This window comes from Chthonomonas calidirosea T49, from assembly GCF_000427095.1.
In the GTDB taxonomy this organism is placed as follows: Bacteria; Armatimonadota; Chthonomonadetes; order Chthonomonadales; family Chthonomonadaceae; genus Chthonomonas; species Chthonomonas calidirosea.
On record NC_021487.1, the window covers coordinates 2,528,641 to 2,544,940 of the forward strand.

A 16,300-nucleotide genomic window follows, 5' to 3' on the forward strand; every position below is an offset into this window, starting at 1 on the left:
GGGGAATTCGCAAGAAGGAAGCGCAAAAGTGTGTATACTGAAATTATATGAGGTGGTGAAGAGCTTTGGGAACGTCGAGAACAGGTAGGCCAAAAAACCAGGTGGGCAAAGCGTCACGAAAGAAAACTGCCGGTTGGGATCCTGCCCTGCAGCGTCGTCTGCAGGATATTGTTGGGATTGGGCTGATCTTTCTAGGGCTAGCGGGTTTCGTTAGCCTGTTACAGCCGGAGCACGCCCCCATTCCAGAGCTGCTCGATGCCGGCTTGCGGCTTTTAGCCGGCTCGGGCGCCTACGCTATTGTCGGCGTGATAGTCCTGCTCGGTGTCATGGTGCTGAGAGGGTTTCAACGGCTACAACTTACCCTATCCTCACTAGGCCTTTTTCTGCTGTTTCTTACATTTGTTACCTGGCGCCATCTCTTGCTGGTGCCAGATGCCGCCCTCGACCCCGTGCGCATGAAGGAGGCCGGTGGGTGGCTTGGTGGCCTGGTGGGTTGGATGCTCTATACGCTACTACGCCGGCCTCTAAGCTATCTCGCCCTCGGCATGATGTTGCTCGTCTCCTGCGTGCTTATCGTGGACAGGCCGCTTGCAGAGCTGATCGCTCACCTGCATGAGCGCAGCTTGAAAGCGGTGGCACAGGCTCTATGGCAAAAAATAGCTCATATGCGTGCCGCTCCCCGCGTGCTTTCTACGCCGTCCTCTCGATCGCGAAGTGCCACCCCCACAGCCATTCCACCCTTACAAAAAACGCTGCCGGTTGAACGGAAGCCGCAAACGGAAGAGCAGAGGGCGGTGGTTCGTGTGACAGCACCTTCCAACGCCCCAAAGCCTGAACAGGAGAAGCTGGCACGCCACTTTCCAAACCCGTTCCAGCTTTTACGTCGCAGCGAGCCGGACAATAAAGAAGAGGCCGCTGCTGCATCTCCTGCCGAAACGGCACCTGCTTCTCCCACCGCCCTGCCGGCGCCCTGCTCCACATCGGCTTTTGCGCTGCCACCGCTTACCCTCTTAAAGGAGCCTGCAGCACCGTCTGCCCGTAGAGGCTCTGAGGAGAAGGGAGCCGGTCTGGAGCAGGCCGATAGGATACGCACCATTGAGGCCACGTTAGAGCAGTTCAACATAGGCGCCAGTGTCGTGGAGGTGGCTAGCGGGCCTACCGTGACCCGATATGAGATTCAGTTGGCTCCCGGCATCAAAGTGAGTAAGATCGTGAGCCTGGCCGACAACCTTGCCATGAGCCTAGCCGCGATAGATGTGCGGGTTGAGGCGCCTATTCCAGGCAAATCGGCCATCGGCTTGGAGGTGCCAAACCTAAATCCTTCCGTAGTGACCCTAAGAGAGTGCCTCGACACCGACGAGTTTCGCAATGCGCCCTCTAAACTGACCGTGGCGTTAGGCAAGGATGTTTCTGGCCAATGCCGCTATGCCGATTTAGCCAAGATGCCTCACCTGCTGATCGGCGGTTCCACCAATTCTGGCAAGTCTATCTGCCTCAACTGCCTTATCGCGAGCCTGGTCTATAGAGCGACGCCTTCCGAGGTGCGCTTGCTGATGGTAGACCCTAAGCGTGTGGAACTGAGTTTGTGGGATGGCATTCCCCACCTTTTGCATCCGGTGGTTAAGGATGTAAAACAGGCTGCAGGGCTTTTTCATACCGCGCTGCGTGAGATGGATCGTCGCTACGACCTTTTTGCCCGTATGGGGTCGCGCAACATTGATAGCTACAACGAAAAGGTATCTCCCGAAGAGAGGCTTCCTTACATTGTGCTGATTGTGGACGAGTTAGCCGACCTTATGCTGCAACATGGGGCCGAAGTGGAGAACTCGATCTGCCGTTTGGCGCAGTTGGCGCGTGCTACCGGCATTCATCTTGTCATCGCCACGCAGCGTCCTTCAGTGGATATCATCACGGGGACTATCAAAGCCAACATCTCTTCGCGCATCGCCTTTGCGGTGGCCTCTCAGGTAGATTCGCGCACGATTTTAGATATGCCTGGAGCGGAGCGCCTTATTGGGCGAGGCGATATGCTCTTTATGCCCATAGATGCGCCCAAACCCATACGCATTCAGGGATGCTATTTGAGCGAACAGGAGACTCAAGCGTTAGTGGACTACCTGAAGCAGCAGCCTTCGCCGGGAGATACGCTGACGATTACGGAGTACGATGGGAAAGAGGGGGCACAAGAGCGCCTCTTCGAGGAGGACGATGTAGACGAGCGGCTTTTTGCGCAAGCCGTCCGCCTCGTGGTGAACAACGGCCAGGCCTCGACCTCCATGCTTCAGCGCCGTTTCCGCATAGGCTACACACGTGCAGCCCGTATTGTGGAGATGATGGAAGAGCGGGGCATCGTGGGGCCGCTGAGCGGAGCGCGGCCACGCGAAATTCTCATCAGCCGTGATGAAGCCGAACGCCTTTTAGCCGGCGAAGGGCCGGGGTCGGGCGTAAGTGGCTTCGCGCCGGAACGGGAAGATCAAAATTAACCTAGAATCCCCACCTCTTCTGCCCAAGCCAGCACATGGCGCCATTCCGGTGAGGGGATCACGCCGCTTTTGTTGAGCCTCTGAACCATGCCAAGAGCAAAATGGACAACATAGTCCTCTGGCAGCGCCAACTCCCGTGCGATTTCCCCATGTCCATAACCCAGCGACGAGAGAAGAAGGATGCGCCTCTGATCGCCTGTTAAACTGTTGCGCAGCTGCTCACTCACCTGACGTTGCTGTCGCTCCAACTTCCGATAGCGAATACGTGCCTTCGTTCTCACGCTTTCTCCTGCTGAACGGTGTTTCTTCCTTTCCAAAAATATCGGCTGCTTGCCGCTACTGATGAATGGTGACGAGAGAGCCGTAATTCTAACAGATCCCCCTCTCTTTCTATCCTCTAGTTTACGCCATTTAGCGCAGTATCGGCAAGATGTAACAACGAAATTTTGCTGTCTCTTCCTAACGGTGAAGGGTGAGCACTAGAAGCGTATGAGCCGAACGGTTTTTGCGCGCTAAGTGGGTGTGGTAGCGGTGGAAGGTACGCAACGTGGCTTTGTTGTCTAAATCATTTGTCGGATAGTTGACGTCACTCCATGGTTCTGTTAAAATAGAGTCAGTTGCCTACGCCACAAAGTTCATTGCATCACAAAAAGAGGGTTCATAGATGCGAAAATGGCTTTTCACCGTTTTTATAGGAATGGGGCTTTTAGGGATGGCGCTTGACGCCCTCTCCCAGCAAACGAATAACTACGAGTTAAGAGCCGTTCCTGCACCAGGAAAGGTCGTCATAGATGGCAAACTCAATGATTGGGACCTCAGTGGAAAAATCCTTATCTGCTACGATGTCCGCAGACTTATAAATTCTCATTCCGCCATCGCCGCTGCAATGTACGACAAGAACTACCTTTACTTCGCCTTTCATATAAAAGACAAAAGCCCCATGGTCAACCACATAGACCCTAATACGCAACCAGGGGAGGGCTGGAAATCGGATTGTGTGCAGATTCGTCTCCAAAGCGATAGGATCTGCCATATCACCGCTTGGTACTTCACCGACCGTAAACAACCCTGCATGCAAATCCACTACGGAATGTGGGATAAGAGCGACCCCGATTACGCCGATTTGAATGATGCCCTCTCCAGGGGGGCTAAGGAGGCTTTCCTCAAGGATACAGATGGCAACGGCTACACACAAGAGCTTGCCATTCCGTGGAAATTGATAACTAAAAGCGGCAAACCACCAAAGCCCGGAGATGTTTGGAGATTAGGATTGGAGATATTCTGGGGGTCGCCCTCCGGCAAAGATTGGCCGGAGCTTCGCTATGCGGATGTGGTGAACCCTCAAAGAATGCAGAGGGAGTTTTTCTGGACTACCCCCGAGGCTTGGGGAAGCCTCAGATTTATGGCCAAGGGGAACCTCTCGCCATCATCCTCCCTACAACTCCTCTCCGATGCAGAGCGCCTTGAGAAAATGGAGTATTCAACTCGGGGCCCCGTGGCGATCAAATACTATTTGCCTTTTGATGCCGGAGTTACCCTCGTAATCGAAAAACCAGATGGCACGAGGGTCAAAAACCTCATTAGCGATTATCCTCGCAAGAAGGGATATAACATAGATTATTGGGATGGAACGGATGATAATGGCAAGCTGGTCGGGCCGGGCGAATATCGAGTGAGAGGTCTGTATCACGCTCCTTTGGATATCCGTTATGAGTTTGCCTACGGCAATCCCGGCAATCCCCCTTATGATAATTCCACGGGAACAGGGGGGTGGCTCTCTAACCATGCCGACCCCTTCGCCATTACTACAGATCAAGAGGGCGTCTATGTTGCCTGCCCTTATGCAGAAGGGGCTTGTGCGGTTATGAAGATGGATTATAAAGGTCAGCGCCAATGGGGTATCCCCGGTATATCTGCTGGTCCTTTGGCAGTCCAAAACGGCTATCTTTATGTCCTGCTTGGTGGTGCCCACCCATCTACCATTTGGGGTATCCCCGAGAATGAGGTCGCAATAAGGAGAATAGATGCTAGGACTGGAAAATTTGCCCCCTGGAGCGATGGGAAGGATACCCATGCCATAGCCACCCTACCTCCTATAGAGAAATGGTGGAAGCCGAGGCGCCCCGAGGGAGAGGTAGTGGCTACGCACGGTTTCAATGCCGATTGGTGCCAAAGGCAAACGATGGGGTTAGCCATAGGAGGAGGAAAACTCTATGCCTCCTTGTACTACGAAAATAAGATCATCGTCGTCAACCTCGATGAAGGAAAAGCCATCGGGGAAATTGCGATTGAGAGACCCGCTGGGCTCGCCTGTGATAAAGCAGGAAGGCTCTACGCGATAAGCGGAAAAAGGGTTGTAAGGATCGAAGAGAACGGAAATATTAGTCCCATTGTAACCTCGGGGCTTTCCGCTCCGGTAGGTCTAGCTTTAGATTCAATGGGCAATCTCTATGTCTCCGACTGGGGAGACGCAATGTGCGTTAAGAAGTTCTCTCCGGAGGGACAGCTGCTTCTAACGATCGGCAAATTGGGTGGACGACCTTTGAATGGTCCCTATGACCCCGAGGGCATGTTCAGGCCCTTCGAGCTTGCTGTTGATGCAGAAGGGCGTCTGTGGGTTGCGGAATACGATTCCTCTCCTCGCCGAATAAGTGTCTGGGATACCCAGACGGGAAAATTTCTGAAAGAGTTTTGCGGAACGACGCACTATGGAAGTATGGGTGCCTTCATAAATCGCCTAAATCCAAGGATGGCTTTTGTGCTCGGCAACATCTGTGAACTGAATTGGGATAAAGGTCTTTGGAGAGTTATTGGGACATTGCACCGCCCTGCCGCTCCTAATGACCTCTTCCATCTCGATCCAGACCCATTTGCGAATCTAAGAATGGAGGTTATCAACTACAAAGGAAGGAAGCTTCTTATTGCAAACGACTCCTTCACAACTATCATTGCGGAGTTGCACGATACCTATGCCAAACCCCTTTGCGCTATGGGCTCCCTAATCGAGCTATACCGCACGGGCGAAGAGTGGCCTGATATTATCCTCAAAAATCTCGTTGATGACCCCAAAAGGTTGGAAGAGCTGAAAAGGAAGTACCCACGAGCTTTCAATGGTTTGGACCCTCTTTTCGGCCCCGATGTCTATTATATGCTAGCTGAGCCTGACGTTCGAAGTATGTACCTTTGGATAGATAAGAACGGCAATGGTCTGGTAGATGAGGGGGAGATGAGGTTCTTCCGGAAGGACGAATTAGGAGGAATGCGACTTTGGGGAAGAGGATGGCAGACCGCCTATGATGGGGAGCTTAACCTCTACTTCTCAGGGAAAAGCAAGGATGGGAAGAGGCTTCAGTTGTGGTGTCTTCCTTTAAAAGGATGGAATGAGGTGGGTGCACCGATCTACGACCCCCATGATGCTAAAAAGATAGTGGATATGCCGGTTGCGGGCTTTCCCGACTCTTTCAGCTGGGCCGACAAGGAGGGGAAGGTGCTTTTAGGGGAAAACCCGATGATGCTATTTTCCCCTGAGGGTAAGCTTCTTTGGAGCTACCCAAATCCCTGGCCAGGTGAGCATGGTGCCTTTACCGCTCCCCACTCCAAAAGAGGAAGGGTGATAGGCCCTCTCTTTGTTTGTGGCTCTGTGGAGGTAGGGCATGGAGTGGGAGAGGTATTTGCCTTAAGAGGCGTCATGGGCGAGACCTATTTTATGACCATTGATGGTTTGTACATAGCCAATCTCTTCCAGGATGCCCGAGGTGCCCCCGATGCTTTGCCCGATGAACCACGGAGAGGAATGAGCATAAAAGATTGTACGGCTGGCGGGGAACCGTTCAACGGGAACTTCTTTCAAAACCCCATTGACGGTCATTACTACCTAGAGGGGCCTGTTGGAAGTTGTAGGGAAGCATCGGTTGTTGCTAGGGTAATGGGTTTAGCGAATATTCATCGCCTTACTACGCAGAGGATCATCTTCAGCAGGGCCGATTACGCTAAGGCGGAAAAACTCTTTAGGGAACGGGCAAAAGAAGAAGCGCAGAGAAGAACTTTAGCGATAACTCGGATGAAAAAGGCAATCGAGGGTGTTCCCAGTTACGACGATTTTGATTGGTCCGACCCCAGGGTTGCAAGCTGGAGCTACGATATGAATCACTCTGTGGAGAGAGCAACCTGGAGCTACGATGACAAAAATCTCTACATAGCATTTCAGGGAGTAGCGGACGATACCCCTATGATAAACAATGGCCAGGATTGGCAGTTACTGTTCAAGACTGGCGATGCCCTTCTGTTTGAGTTGCGTACGACCCCTGATAACGATTCCCCCAATGTTCTTCCTGGAGATATCCGTCTGCTCTTTAGTGTCTTCCATGGGGAACCAATTGCTGTCCTTTATAACTACAAGGTGCCCGGTACAACCCAGCCCTATCGTTTCTCCTCTCCCGTAGGCACCACCCTGATAGACCAGGTCGAAATTTTGAAAGATGCTAAGGTGGTCTTCGATAGGGGAAGCGATAACTATAGCGCAAGGATAGTAATCCCGTTGGCGGATATAGGTTTCAAACCGGAAAAGGGCAAGTATTATAGGGGAGACTTTGGGGTCATTTACTCCGATAAATTGGGGAAGACAGATGAACTGAGGATGTTCTGGAGCAATCCTTTGGGCGCTATGATATCCGATGTTTTCTCGGAATCCCAGATAAATCCCTCTTATTGGGGGAAGTTCCAGGTGGAGGAATGAGAGATGCGGGGTAAGTGGGCTTTGCTTATCCTTATGTTCCTTAATATCGTTTTGAGCCTCCATGTAGCCTGGGGGCAAGGTCAATGGCAGGGCCATACTTACCCCCTAATGCAAGCGAACGAGGAGAAACCCTCCTCCTTTCTGGTAATCGACACCGGAGGGAGCGGAGGGCCGTTCGGAAGAGGGGACCCCCATTATCATCTTTCCGATGTTGACTTTGTTAATTTAAATGAAGGCTGGGCCTGTGGATATGGTGGAGTGTTCATGACAAAGGATGGAGGGTTATCCTGGGAAAGAGAAGAACCTCGAGGAGATTGGATCAGGATAAGGGTTGTGGCCCCGGGCGAAGTTTACCTTTTGGAGGGACATCATCCTGGAGGAAGGGGAAAGGTATTCCTCTGGCATACGAAGGATGGAGGAAAGAGTTGGGAGAGGGTAGAGGCATTGGAGGGTAAATTGAGCGGTTATTGGGATATGTTTTTCCGGGGGAAAGAAGGGTGGATTATCTCTGGATGGAACCCCTCCTTTCATACTTCCGACGGAGGTAAAACCTGGAAGGAAGTGAATTTTGATAACTTAATCGGACAAGCATATAAAATAGCTATTCCTGCAGATGTGCCAAGCCGTAATGGCTATGTTCTCTATGTTTGGGGAGGTGCCTACAAAGAGGGGAATTGGATGGCGCGGCTTTTAAAAAGTGAGGATGGAGGGAAGACTTGGAAGGTCCTTCCTTTGCCTGAGGAGATGCCCGCTCAGGCATTCGCAGCGATGTGTTTCCCTACAAGTAGGATGGGCTGGATTGGTTTGGAAGGGGGCAAGCTTCTCTTTACCAAGGACGGAGGAGAAAGTTGGGAATGGTTGAAACTGCCAACGGAAAGAAGGGTCGTTGCCTTATGGATTGACCAAATAGGGGACGGCTTCGCCTCCATAGATAATAGCGATGTCTATCACATCACCGATTGTCTTTACGAAACACACGATTATGGCAAGACATGGCAGGTTGTATTAAGTGGATATAAGCAATTAAACGCAATTGCCTCCATTGGCCCTGGCTACCTCTGGGCTGTGGGCTATGAGCCCACTCTCGTCCCCGATGATATCGTGGCTATTCTCCAAAGATGGTAGTAGCCCATCAATTTGCTAAACCCTTTACATCCTGCTACGTTCGCGCTAGAACCTTACGCAGCGAAGCCCAAAACACCGAGCGTTGAGAGGTGGCTGAAATGAACTATGAGGCTGGCATGGCTCGCTGCCCTTCAAAAAACCCTATATCGTCCACAGGAGCAAGGTTTTCAGAGGGCACCCTTCTTCCATCCGTCTCAACAAAACTTATCCTTTGACCTGCTAAGCCGGATTTAAGTTGCGAGAAAATAACCTCAAGCTTGTGCATTGCGTGTGATGAGTGGCTTTGGGACATGAAAAAGTTTCTCAGAAGGGAGCAACGATTTTTGGGGTTTATTACCTCGCGCGCTTGGTCTATCGCACCACTCCTTCAAAGGCACGCCTGCTGATGGGTAGACCCAAAGCACGTGGAATTGAGCCTATGAGATGATATCCTTCATCTGCTGCATCCGGTCTTGAGGGAGGTAAAGCTTGCTGCCGGGCTATATTTCACACGGCTCTTCGCGAAATGGATCGCAGCTACGATCGCTTTGCCCGTATGGGGTTGCGCAACATTGATAGTTACAACGAAAAGGTATCTCTCGAAGAGAGGCTTCCTTACATTGTGCTGATTGTGGACGAGTTAGCCGCTCTCATCTCCAGCACGGCGTGCCGAGGCCGAAAACTCCATCTGCCGTTTGGCGCAGTTGGCACACGCAACGGGCATTCATCTTATCGCAACGCAACGACCCTCTGTAGATATTATCTGGGGGACTGTCAAGGCCGATATCTCCATCGCCTTTGGTGTGGCCTCGTCAGGTGGATTCCCACACGATCTTAGACAGGACTGGTGCCAACCCCTTATCGGTCGGGGGATATGCTCTTCATGCCTATAGACGTGTCCAAGCCGACACATATTCTGGGATGCTACCTGAGCGAGCAAAAGACTCAAGCCTTCGTGGACTATTTGAAGCAGCAACTGTTGCCCGGTAACATGTTAACCCTTTCGGGGGATGAGGACATTGCTCAAGGGCGCCTCTTCGAGGAGGACGACGTAGATAGGAAGCTCTTTGCTCAGACCATACCGGCTTATGGTGAATAACTTCCATCCCCTGGTTACGCCTGCGGGATCGGCAAGATGTAACAACGAAATTTTGCTGTCCCTTCCTAACGGTGAAGGGTGAGCACTAGAAGCGTATGAGCCGGCAGGTGGAGTGAGACCGTTCCTGTTAGAAGGTCCTTAGGCAGGGAATAGGGTTGCGGCTTAATGCGATCGGGATGTGTCCAGTCGTTGTCGGCCATAGGGCTATCTGCCGTGAGAATGGTGGCGGAAGCGCTTCGGGCATCAAAACCGCTGAGTTCGATTCGCACCTGGCGCTCGCCCTCTATCAAACGGTTTACGAGAAAGAGAGTCAGCGTGTTACGGTCTTTGGTAAGGGCGGCAAAGGCATCCACATCGGGCACATCGGTTACGGCCTGGAGGCGGCCACGCGCTGGAACGTCCTGGCCTGGCCCTTCGATATGGATGGCCACCGGGTAGTAGGGCTTGGCCGCTGCATAGAGCTGTTGGGTGTAGTATTGAGGGTCTACATAGACAACTCCACGTACCTTTTCAATGCAACCACCGTGCATAAAGCCCGTCATATTGGCGATGGAGATAAGATCGCTATGGCGCATCATCGCGTTAAGCATGAGAGCATTAAAGATGGCCCCTGAAAAGGTGCTGTGGTTTGGCACGCTACGCCAGTTAGGTCCCCCAACAATAATGCCCCATTCGGTAACTGCCAGACGTGTGTGAGGCTGGGGCCCCTCCACCTGTTGAATAAGGTGCACCAATCCAGGAAACATCACTCTGTCGAGGAAGGTAGGAAAGGCCATAGCGCTTTGATACTGATCGTCGTAGTCTGGCGCCCCTGCCGCCTCCGGTAAAGGCAGCAGCGGATGGATGGAGAGGTAGTCGGGAGGACGATTCCCTTCTTCCAGACTTCTGCGGAGTAGCGCCTCGTTCCAAGCGGCGTCGCGCGATAATCCTTCTGGGGTGAACTCGTCGCCCTTACCGGTAGCGATAAGCTTTATGGTGGGGTCTGCCTGGAGCATGGCATCACGAAATCGAACAAAGCGTTGGGCATTACCTTGAGCGTCGGTATGGCCTATCTGCCAGCCCCCGTAAAGCTCGTTGCCCACTTCCCATATCTTTACACCGTAGGGGGCTGGATGGCCGTTTTCGGCGCGCATTCGGGCGTAGACGCTGGAATCGGGCGCGCCGTTGCAGTAGGCGACCCAGGCGGCAGCGTTCTCCGGTGTGCCATCGCCCGCATTCACGGTGATCTGGGGCTGTATGTGCAGTAGATGGCAAAAATGCAGGAACTCGTCCGTGCCGAAACGATTGCTCTGTATGCCGCCCCAGGCCGGGTTGCGCGAGCTAGGGCGTCGGTCAAGATGGCCTATACCGTCTTCCCAGTGATAGCCGCTTGAAAAGTTTCCGCCGGGGTAGCGTAGAATGGGAATATGCCATTCACGGGCACGAGCCACCACTTCGGGGTCAAGCCCAGCGATGTTATCGGTTGGCATTAGCGAGATGCGATCCACGATCACTGGGTCTCCGCTCGTATGGGCGAGCACGAAACGATAGGCCTCGCCTTTCTGAGGGGTGGCTTCTTGAACCGAAAAAGTGAAGGTAATCTTTTGCCATGTGCTGCCATGTACAGAGATAGGGTGTTTCGCAAACACCTGCCCTTCACGGGCCTCTGTGCCCTCTATGCGTAGCTCAATGGTGCCCTCAGCTCCTAAACTGCGACAGAGCGCTTCGAAACGATAGCGTGGGTCGCGAGTAACCGGCAGAAATACGATCTGTTCAAGGCGACCTTCGTTGAGCGAGCTTGTACCTTGACCCGAAGAATCTTGCGATGATTTGGTAGGAACTCCGGTATCGGCCTTGAGAGCATTTGCTGCACTGGCGAGCTGAACGGCATGAGGAGAGTAGTAGCCGCCTTCTACCCAAGTGGCATCTCCTTGCAGAGTCCAAAAAGGTGGAGCGGTGTTGGACGGGCTCTCCGGCTCGAGGCTCGGATTGAGGATAGCATCGGCGAGAATGCCTCTTTCAATGGCATGGCCGAGGTCTTCAAGGAAGTTTCCGAAGATATCCGGTGAGATGGGGGTACCGTAGGGTTCCGTTGCATTCACGGTAATCGTGGTGGTAGCATCGGTTGTGCGTGTGTAGAGATAGAGTGAGGGCCGGTGATGAGGTACTGGCATGGAGTTTGCTTGTCCTTTCTTGGAAAACGTGGAACAACAGATCAGGATGCCGAAAACGATTTGGAGCAGGTTTCGAGGAAAGGAAAAAACGTTTTTCACCGTTGGTTGCGGCCTTTCATAGGAGTGTCTTTCTCTGTCTCGGCTTTGTAAATGGCTTGGCACACATTGACCAAGTTGGTTTTCGTGTGCTATATAATTTATGATGACATCAAGCTGAACGTTAGGTCAAGAGAGGACTCTATTCGTCTTGCTCCTATCGATTCGTGCTGCCTTTCGTTGAAAAGTTTCTTGCTTTCTAGCGAGTAGAGAGTGGAAAAATGGCCACAGGAAAGCCTACCCTGCGTGAAATCGCCCGTCTTGCCAATGTCCATTATGCGACGGCCTCCTATGTCCTTAATGGTGCACGGAGCAGCACACGTGTTTCGGAAGAGACTCGTCAGAGGGTACTTGCTGCGGCTCGTGAACTGGGTTACACGGTAAACCGAGCGGCTCAACAGTTACGCACCCGTCGGAGCCATGTGGTGGGGCTTTTGGTTGGTGGGCTAGAAAATCCCTTCTTTGCTCGCATGGTATCGCTGTGCGCCATCGCGTTGGAACGACGTGGTTATGAGTTTATTTTGAATACCCGACGTGCCGATGAGTCCAACGACCTACACCTGTTGGAAACGCTCAACTCCCGTCGGCCCGATGGCATGATCCTCTGGTGCGAGACCCCCACTCAGGTGCTGGAGCGAGCACAGCAGCCCGATATGGAGAATGTGGTTGTCATTGGTTATCTCGTGCCCAATCGGGATAGCGTTCGCGCGCTCTTTACCACTGGTCTACAGGAGGCGGTGGATCATCTTTGTGAGCGAGGCTATCGGCGAATCGGCTACGTCGCTCCGGCATCAGCGGTAGCACGTAACGATGTAAGAGGCCAATTTTATAACCAGTTTGCTGAGAAAAATGGGCAAGCACCGCTCGTCTACACCTACCCAGGAACCGCCTACGATGTTGGGGCAGCTCGTGCTTGTGCAGAGCAGATTGCCGACGACCCCCAGCGTCCGGACGCTCTTCTCTGCTTCAACGACATGACGGCCTTAGGGGTGCTCTCTGGCCTTCGGCGAAAAGGGATACGAGTTCCGCAGGATATGGGGCTTGTGGGATGCGACGATCTGCCTCTCATTTCCCAACTCGACCTGCCGCTTACAACGCTTAGCTATCCTTTGGAGGAGATATGCAATGCGGCCGTCAACATGTTGATGGAACGCCTTAACGCCCTTTACAAAGGCGAGGAGTTGCCTCCTCGCCATGTTGAAGTTCCCACACACCTGATTATTCGCTCTTCCACTTGATTTCAGCTTCTTCTGCAGAAATTTTACTGCATCAGCTACGACACAGCAAGGCGAAAGAAGCTCGTCTCTAGCCCTTCACTTAGCCGATGTTGTAGAGGGGCTTGTAGAGGCTACGGTAACCGGATTTTGCGGTATCACATTGAGATGCTCCGAATCTATGGTAGCGAATATAAAGGCGATGCACATTTCATCGGTTGTTTTCTCTCCCCATCCAACCTCTTTTGGATGCTCGCGATTGGGGTTATAGGGGTTGTCGCTTGAGTTATCGTAGTAGGCCACCAGGTGAACAACGCTGCCTTTGGGCAGGGCAACCGGCTGGCGGTACCAATAGGTGCGTTGCCAGTTAAAATCCCAGTTTTTAATCCAGATAAGAGGCACCTCTTTACCATTTGGCAACGTAGCCCAAAGCTTCATCTCCTTCCCAAGCAGGTGCATGTGCGGCATAATGCTTAGCACGTGGCAATTTACAGGGACAGTGGTTTGCGCATCCACTTCATAGTGCGGGGCGCCCGGCGGGATGTGGAAGCCGAAGTTTGCTACCATGCTGACCACCGCGTTTTTATGAACCGGCTCTTTGGCCAAGTAAAGCCCGAAGCTAGTTTGGTCGGTATGGGGAACACCGTTCTTATGATAATGCACTTGCAGAACCAGCAGGGCGCCTTTGGGAATGCACATGGCCACGCCGGGAGGGGCGAACTGAGGTGCGTTGCCGGGCGCCCACCCGCCTAAGAAGCCGGTGGGTATAAAGCCGGGGCCACCAAAGCTCGTATAGCCGGGCTCTTTGTCGTCTGGATGCTCTTTATGAAACTTCGCCTCAACGTTTGGAGAGAGATGAAGACCATCCACATAGACGATAACGTGGTGGACAACCGCCCGAGCGTCGGGATGAACCTCTACTGCGCGCACCCATGCATCGTGGGTAAAGTGGGGATCGATGATAAAGTTACGGTACACGTCGTCGCCATCTGCAGCCACGTGATAAGGCTGATCGGAATGGAAAACGAGATCGGGTTTCCCCAGCTGCCATCCAGAGGAGTAGTGGGGCATAGGGGGCGTCGCGCTGAGATCGCCTGCGGGCGCACCCGCCTTCGCCCATTTTACCAGCACCTCTTTCTCAGCGGAGGTTAGCGTATAGTGATGTTCGCCAATAAAGTCGCCATAGCCAGGTACTGGTTTCCACGGTGGCATGGTGCCGTTTTGCGTGTAGCGGACGATGTCGGGCGCCCAAGCCGCAGCGTCTTTGTAGGTCGTTAGAGAGAAGGGGGCCACCTGCCCAGGACGATGGCACTCGACGCAATGGGCTTGAAGGATGGGGGCCACATCGTGGGCATAAGTGGGTGTCCCAGGGCGAAGCACCACCGAAGTTACAGGGCCTCTACGGATGATACAGCCGAAGGAGGGCAGATTAGGGTGAGGAACCGGACGGCCTGCTAATACGTCTTCAATGGCCTGTTGCAGATCGTGGGAGGTCACTTTGGTGGTAACGACGTTGTCGTCAATGCGCCCGCGGTAACAGACTTTGCCCTGGCGGTTGACAACGACGGCTTCTGGAGTGTAGGCGGCTTTGAACTGAGAGACCAGTAGACCTGCTTTATCCTGAACAATAGGAAAGGGAAATCCGTGCTCTTTGGCATTACGTTGGATGTCGGAAAGGCTCTCTTGAATGTCGGGGTAGACACCGAAAAACTGCACATCCTTGCCGGTAAACTGGCGCGCCAGTTCGGCTAGGCGTGGGCCGTAAAGGTTAGAGACGGGACACTGACAGGAAAGAAAGAGGAAAACGGTGGCTTTGTGAGAGGCAATAGTCGCCCAGGAATAGGTTTGTCCGGCGATATCGCGAAACTCAAGATGGGTAGTCTGAAGCGAAGCCCTCTCTGAACTCCCTCTTCCTGAAGCAGACCATCCAACGAGCGCCAACAGCCCAAGCGCTACTAAGAACCAACTCCCTAGTTTTAAACCGCCAAGCTTTCTCATCCTAATCCACACTCCTTCAAAGTTGTTAACGTGGTTTCTCTAAAGAATTACGAAACGATTGCCCCATTGTATCCTTTTTTCGCCTTGCTGTCTTTTGAGGTAACATGCATCTATCATCTTCTTTTTAGCATACCTCAGTTGGTCTTAGAAAAGGGGCTTTAGGTTCTATGCAGGATGGGCATGCTCCCGCCGTAGCGGAGGATGGCAAAACGCGTGCCTGGGCAACCGTTCATCTGGCAGCCATTCGCGCCAATATTGCCACCCTTCGGAGAATTGCCGGCCCTTCTAAAGAGATTATGGCCGTTGTAAAGGCGGATGCATATGGGCATGGCCTGCTTGCGGTGGCCAAAGCGGCTTTAGAGGCTGGGGTTCAATGGCTTGGAGTGGCCACTGTAGAGGAGGGAAGGTGCCTCCGTCGGGCTGGCATTACCTGCCCGATCGCCCTGCTCTGTGTGCCCGCTCCCCAAGAGGCCGAATGGGTCGTGCAATACAATCTAACACCCCTTATTGGTAGCGAGGATGTGTTGAGAGCGCTCGTGGCCGCCGGATGTCGTGAGGCCCATTTAGAAGTTGACACCGGCATGGGACGTGCGGGCGTTTTGCCCGAGGAGGCCACCGCTCTATGGAGACTCGCACAGAGCCGCGGTCTTGCCTTTACCGGTTTGGGCACTCATTTTGCCGATGCCGAGAATCCTCAAGACGAGCTTAGTCAAAAGCAGCTAGAATGCTTTCATTGGGTTCGTTCCACCTTAGAGAAGGCGGGAGCGAGGTTCCGATGGATTCACAGCGCCAACAGCGCTGCGTTACTGGCAGGTTTGGACTCCGAATCGAATCTAGTGCGACCCGGCCTGCTTGTCTACGGCATACTGCCCAGTACTCGTCAGAACCAGCTCTGGCGTACGCAATTTCTGCCAGCACTTCAGCTTGAGGCTTCTATTGGCACCGTGCGAGAACTGCCTCAAGGACATTCTATTAGCTATGGAGCCACCCATCGGCTTACCCGCCCTTCTCGCGTGGCCACCGCTCTCATAGGATATGGAGATGGATACCCACGTCGGCTTTCTAACCAAGGCTACATGCTGGTGCATGGCCAAAAAGCCCCTATATTGGGTCGAATCTGCATGGATCAGACCGTTCTCGATGTCACCGAGATTCCTTTCGTCCAGTCGGGCGATGTGGCCGTCGCCATCGGAAAGCAGGGCACAGAGTGCCTCTTTGTAGAGGAGTTAGCCAAATCCGTCGGCACAACCGAACACGAAATTACTACCTGCCTCACCCAGCGTATCCCACGCTTTTTTGAACCTTAAGACCTCTTTTTCCGCTTTCACCCCTCCACAGAGCATTTTCTATTAGGTGTTGTGAACTATTTCACACCCCTTTTGTGAAGTAGGTAACAGTGCATGTCTCACAGCCTAGCT

Annotated in this window: 10 protein-coding genes; 7 read left to right on the top strand and 3 right to left on the bottom strand. The window is 53.0% G+C overall.

Annotated elements, in window-relative coordinates; genetic code table 11:
• Nucleotides 1-65 precede the first annotated feature (65 nt).
• Nucleotides 66-2,483, top strand: a complete 2,418-nt coding sequence (locus CCALI_RS10560) for a DNA translocase FtsK (protein WP_016483475.1) — start codon at nucleotides 66-68, stop codon at nucleotides 2,481-2,483.
• Here the strand turns inward: CCALI_RS10560 and CCALI_RS10565 are convergent.
• The gene (locus CCALI_RS10565) at nucleotides 2,480-2,764 is read right to left on the bottom strand and encodes a hypothetical protein (protein WP_016483476.1); all 285 of its coding nucleotides are present in this window, start codon (nucleotides 2,762-2,764) and stop codon (nucleotides 2,480-2,482) included. The genes CCALI_RS10560 and CCALI_RS10565 overlap by 4 nt on opposite strands.
• A gap of 431 nt (nucleotides 2,765-3,195) precedes the next feature.
• Here CCALI_RS10565 and CCALI_RS10570 point away from each other — a divergent pair, with 431 nt between their 5' ends.
• From CCALI_RS10570 to CCALI_RS10580, 4 genes are all read left to right on the top strand, one after another.
• On the top strand, nucleotides 3,196-7,218 hold the full coding sequence (locus CCALI_RS10570; protein ID WP_269431626.1) for a sugar-binding protein: 4,023 nt from the start codon (nucleotides 3,196-3,198) through the stop codon (nucleotides 7,216-7,218).
• 108 nt (nucleotides 7,219-7,326) lie between these two features.
• Nucleotides 7,327-8,343, top strand: a complete 1,017-nt coding sequence (locus tag CCALI_RS10575; protein WP_044950353.1) for a WD40/YVTN/BNR-like repeat-containing protein — start codon at nucleotides 7,327-7,329, stop codon at nucleotides 8,341-8,343.
• 505 nt (nucleotides 8,344-8,848) lie between these two features.
• Nucleotides 8,849-9,160 (top strand): hypothetical protein, encoded by a 312-nt coding sequence (locus tag CCALI_RS16195; protein WP_155850540.1) that lies wholly within the window; start codon nucleotides 8,849-8,851, stop codon nucleotides 9,158-9,160.
• A 45-nt stretch (nucleotides 9,161-9,205) separates the two neighbouring features.
• Nucleotides 9,206-9,421 (top strand): hypothetical protein, encoded by a 216-nt coding sequence (locus CCALI_RS10580; RefSeq protein ID WP_044949138.1) that lies wholly within the window; start codon nucleotides 9,206-9,208, stop codon nucleotides 9,419-9,421.
• A 65-nt stretch (nucleotides 9,422-9,486) separates the two neighbouring features.
• On the opposite strand, the gene CCALI_RS10585 is transcribed toward CCALI_RS10580, so the two are convergent.
• A complete protein-coding gene (locus CCALI_RS10585; protein ID WP_016483479.1) occupies nucleotides 9,487-11,574 on the bottom strand; it encodes an alpha-L-arabinofuranosidase C-terminal domain-containing protein in 2,088 nt (695 codons plus the stop codon).
• A gap of 317 nt (nucleotides 11,575-11,891) precedes the next feature.
• On the opposite strand from CCALI_RS10585, the gene CCALI_RS10590 reads away from it, so the two are divergent.
• On the top strand, nucleotides 11,892-12,908 hold the full coding sequence (locus tag CCALI_RS10590; protein ID WP_016483480.1) for a LacI family DNA-binding transcriptional regulator: 1,017 nt from the start codon (nucleotides 11,892-11,894) through the stop codon (nucleotides 12,906-12,908).
• Nucleotides 12,909-12,983: 75 nt separating this feature from the next.
• Here the strand turns inward: CCALI_RS10590 and CCALI_RS10595 are convergent, their stop codons facing one another.
• Nucleotides 12,984-14,882 (bottom strand): redoxin domain-containing protein, encoded by a 1,899-nt coding sequence (locus CCALI_RS10595; RefSeq protein WP_016483481.1) that lies wholly within the window; start codon nucleotides 14,880-14,882, stop codon nucleotides 12,984-12,986.
• A gap of 167 nt (nucleotides 14,883-15,049) precedes the next feature.
• On the opposite strand from CCALI_RS10595, the gene alr reads away from it, so the two are divergent.
• Complete coding sequence (gene alr / locus CCALI_RS10600; RefSeq protein ID WP_016483482.1) at nucleotides 15,050-16,189, top strand: alanine racemase; 1,140 nt, start codon at nucleotides 15,050-15,052, stop codon at nucleotides 16,187-16,189.
• Nucleotides 16,190-16,300: the final 111 nt, after the last annotated feature.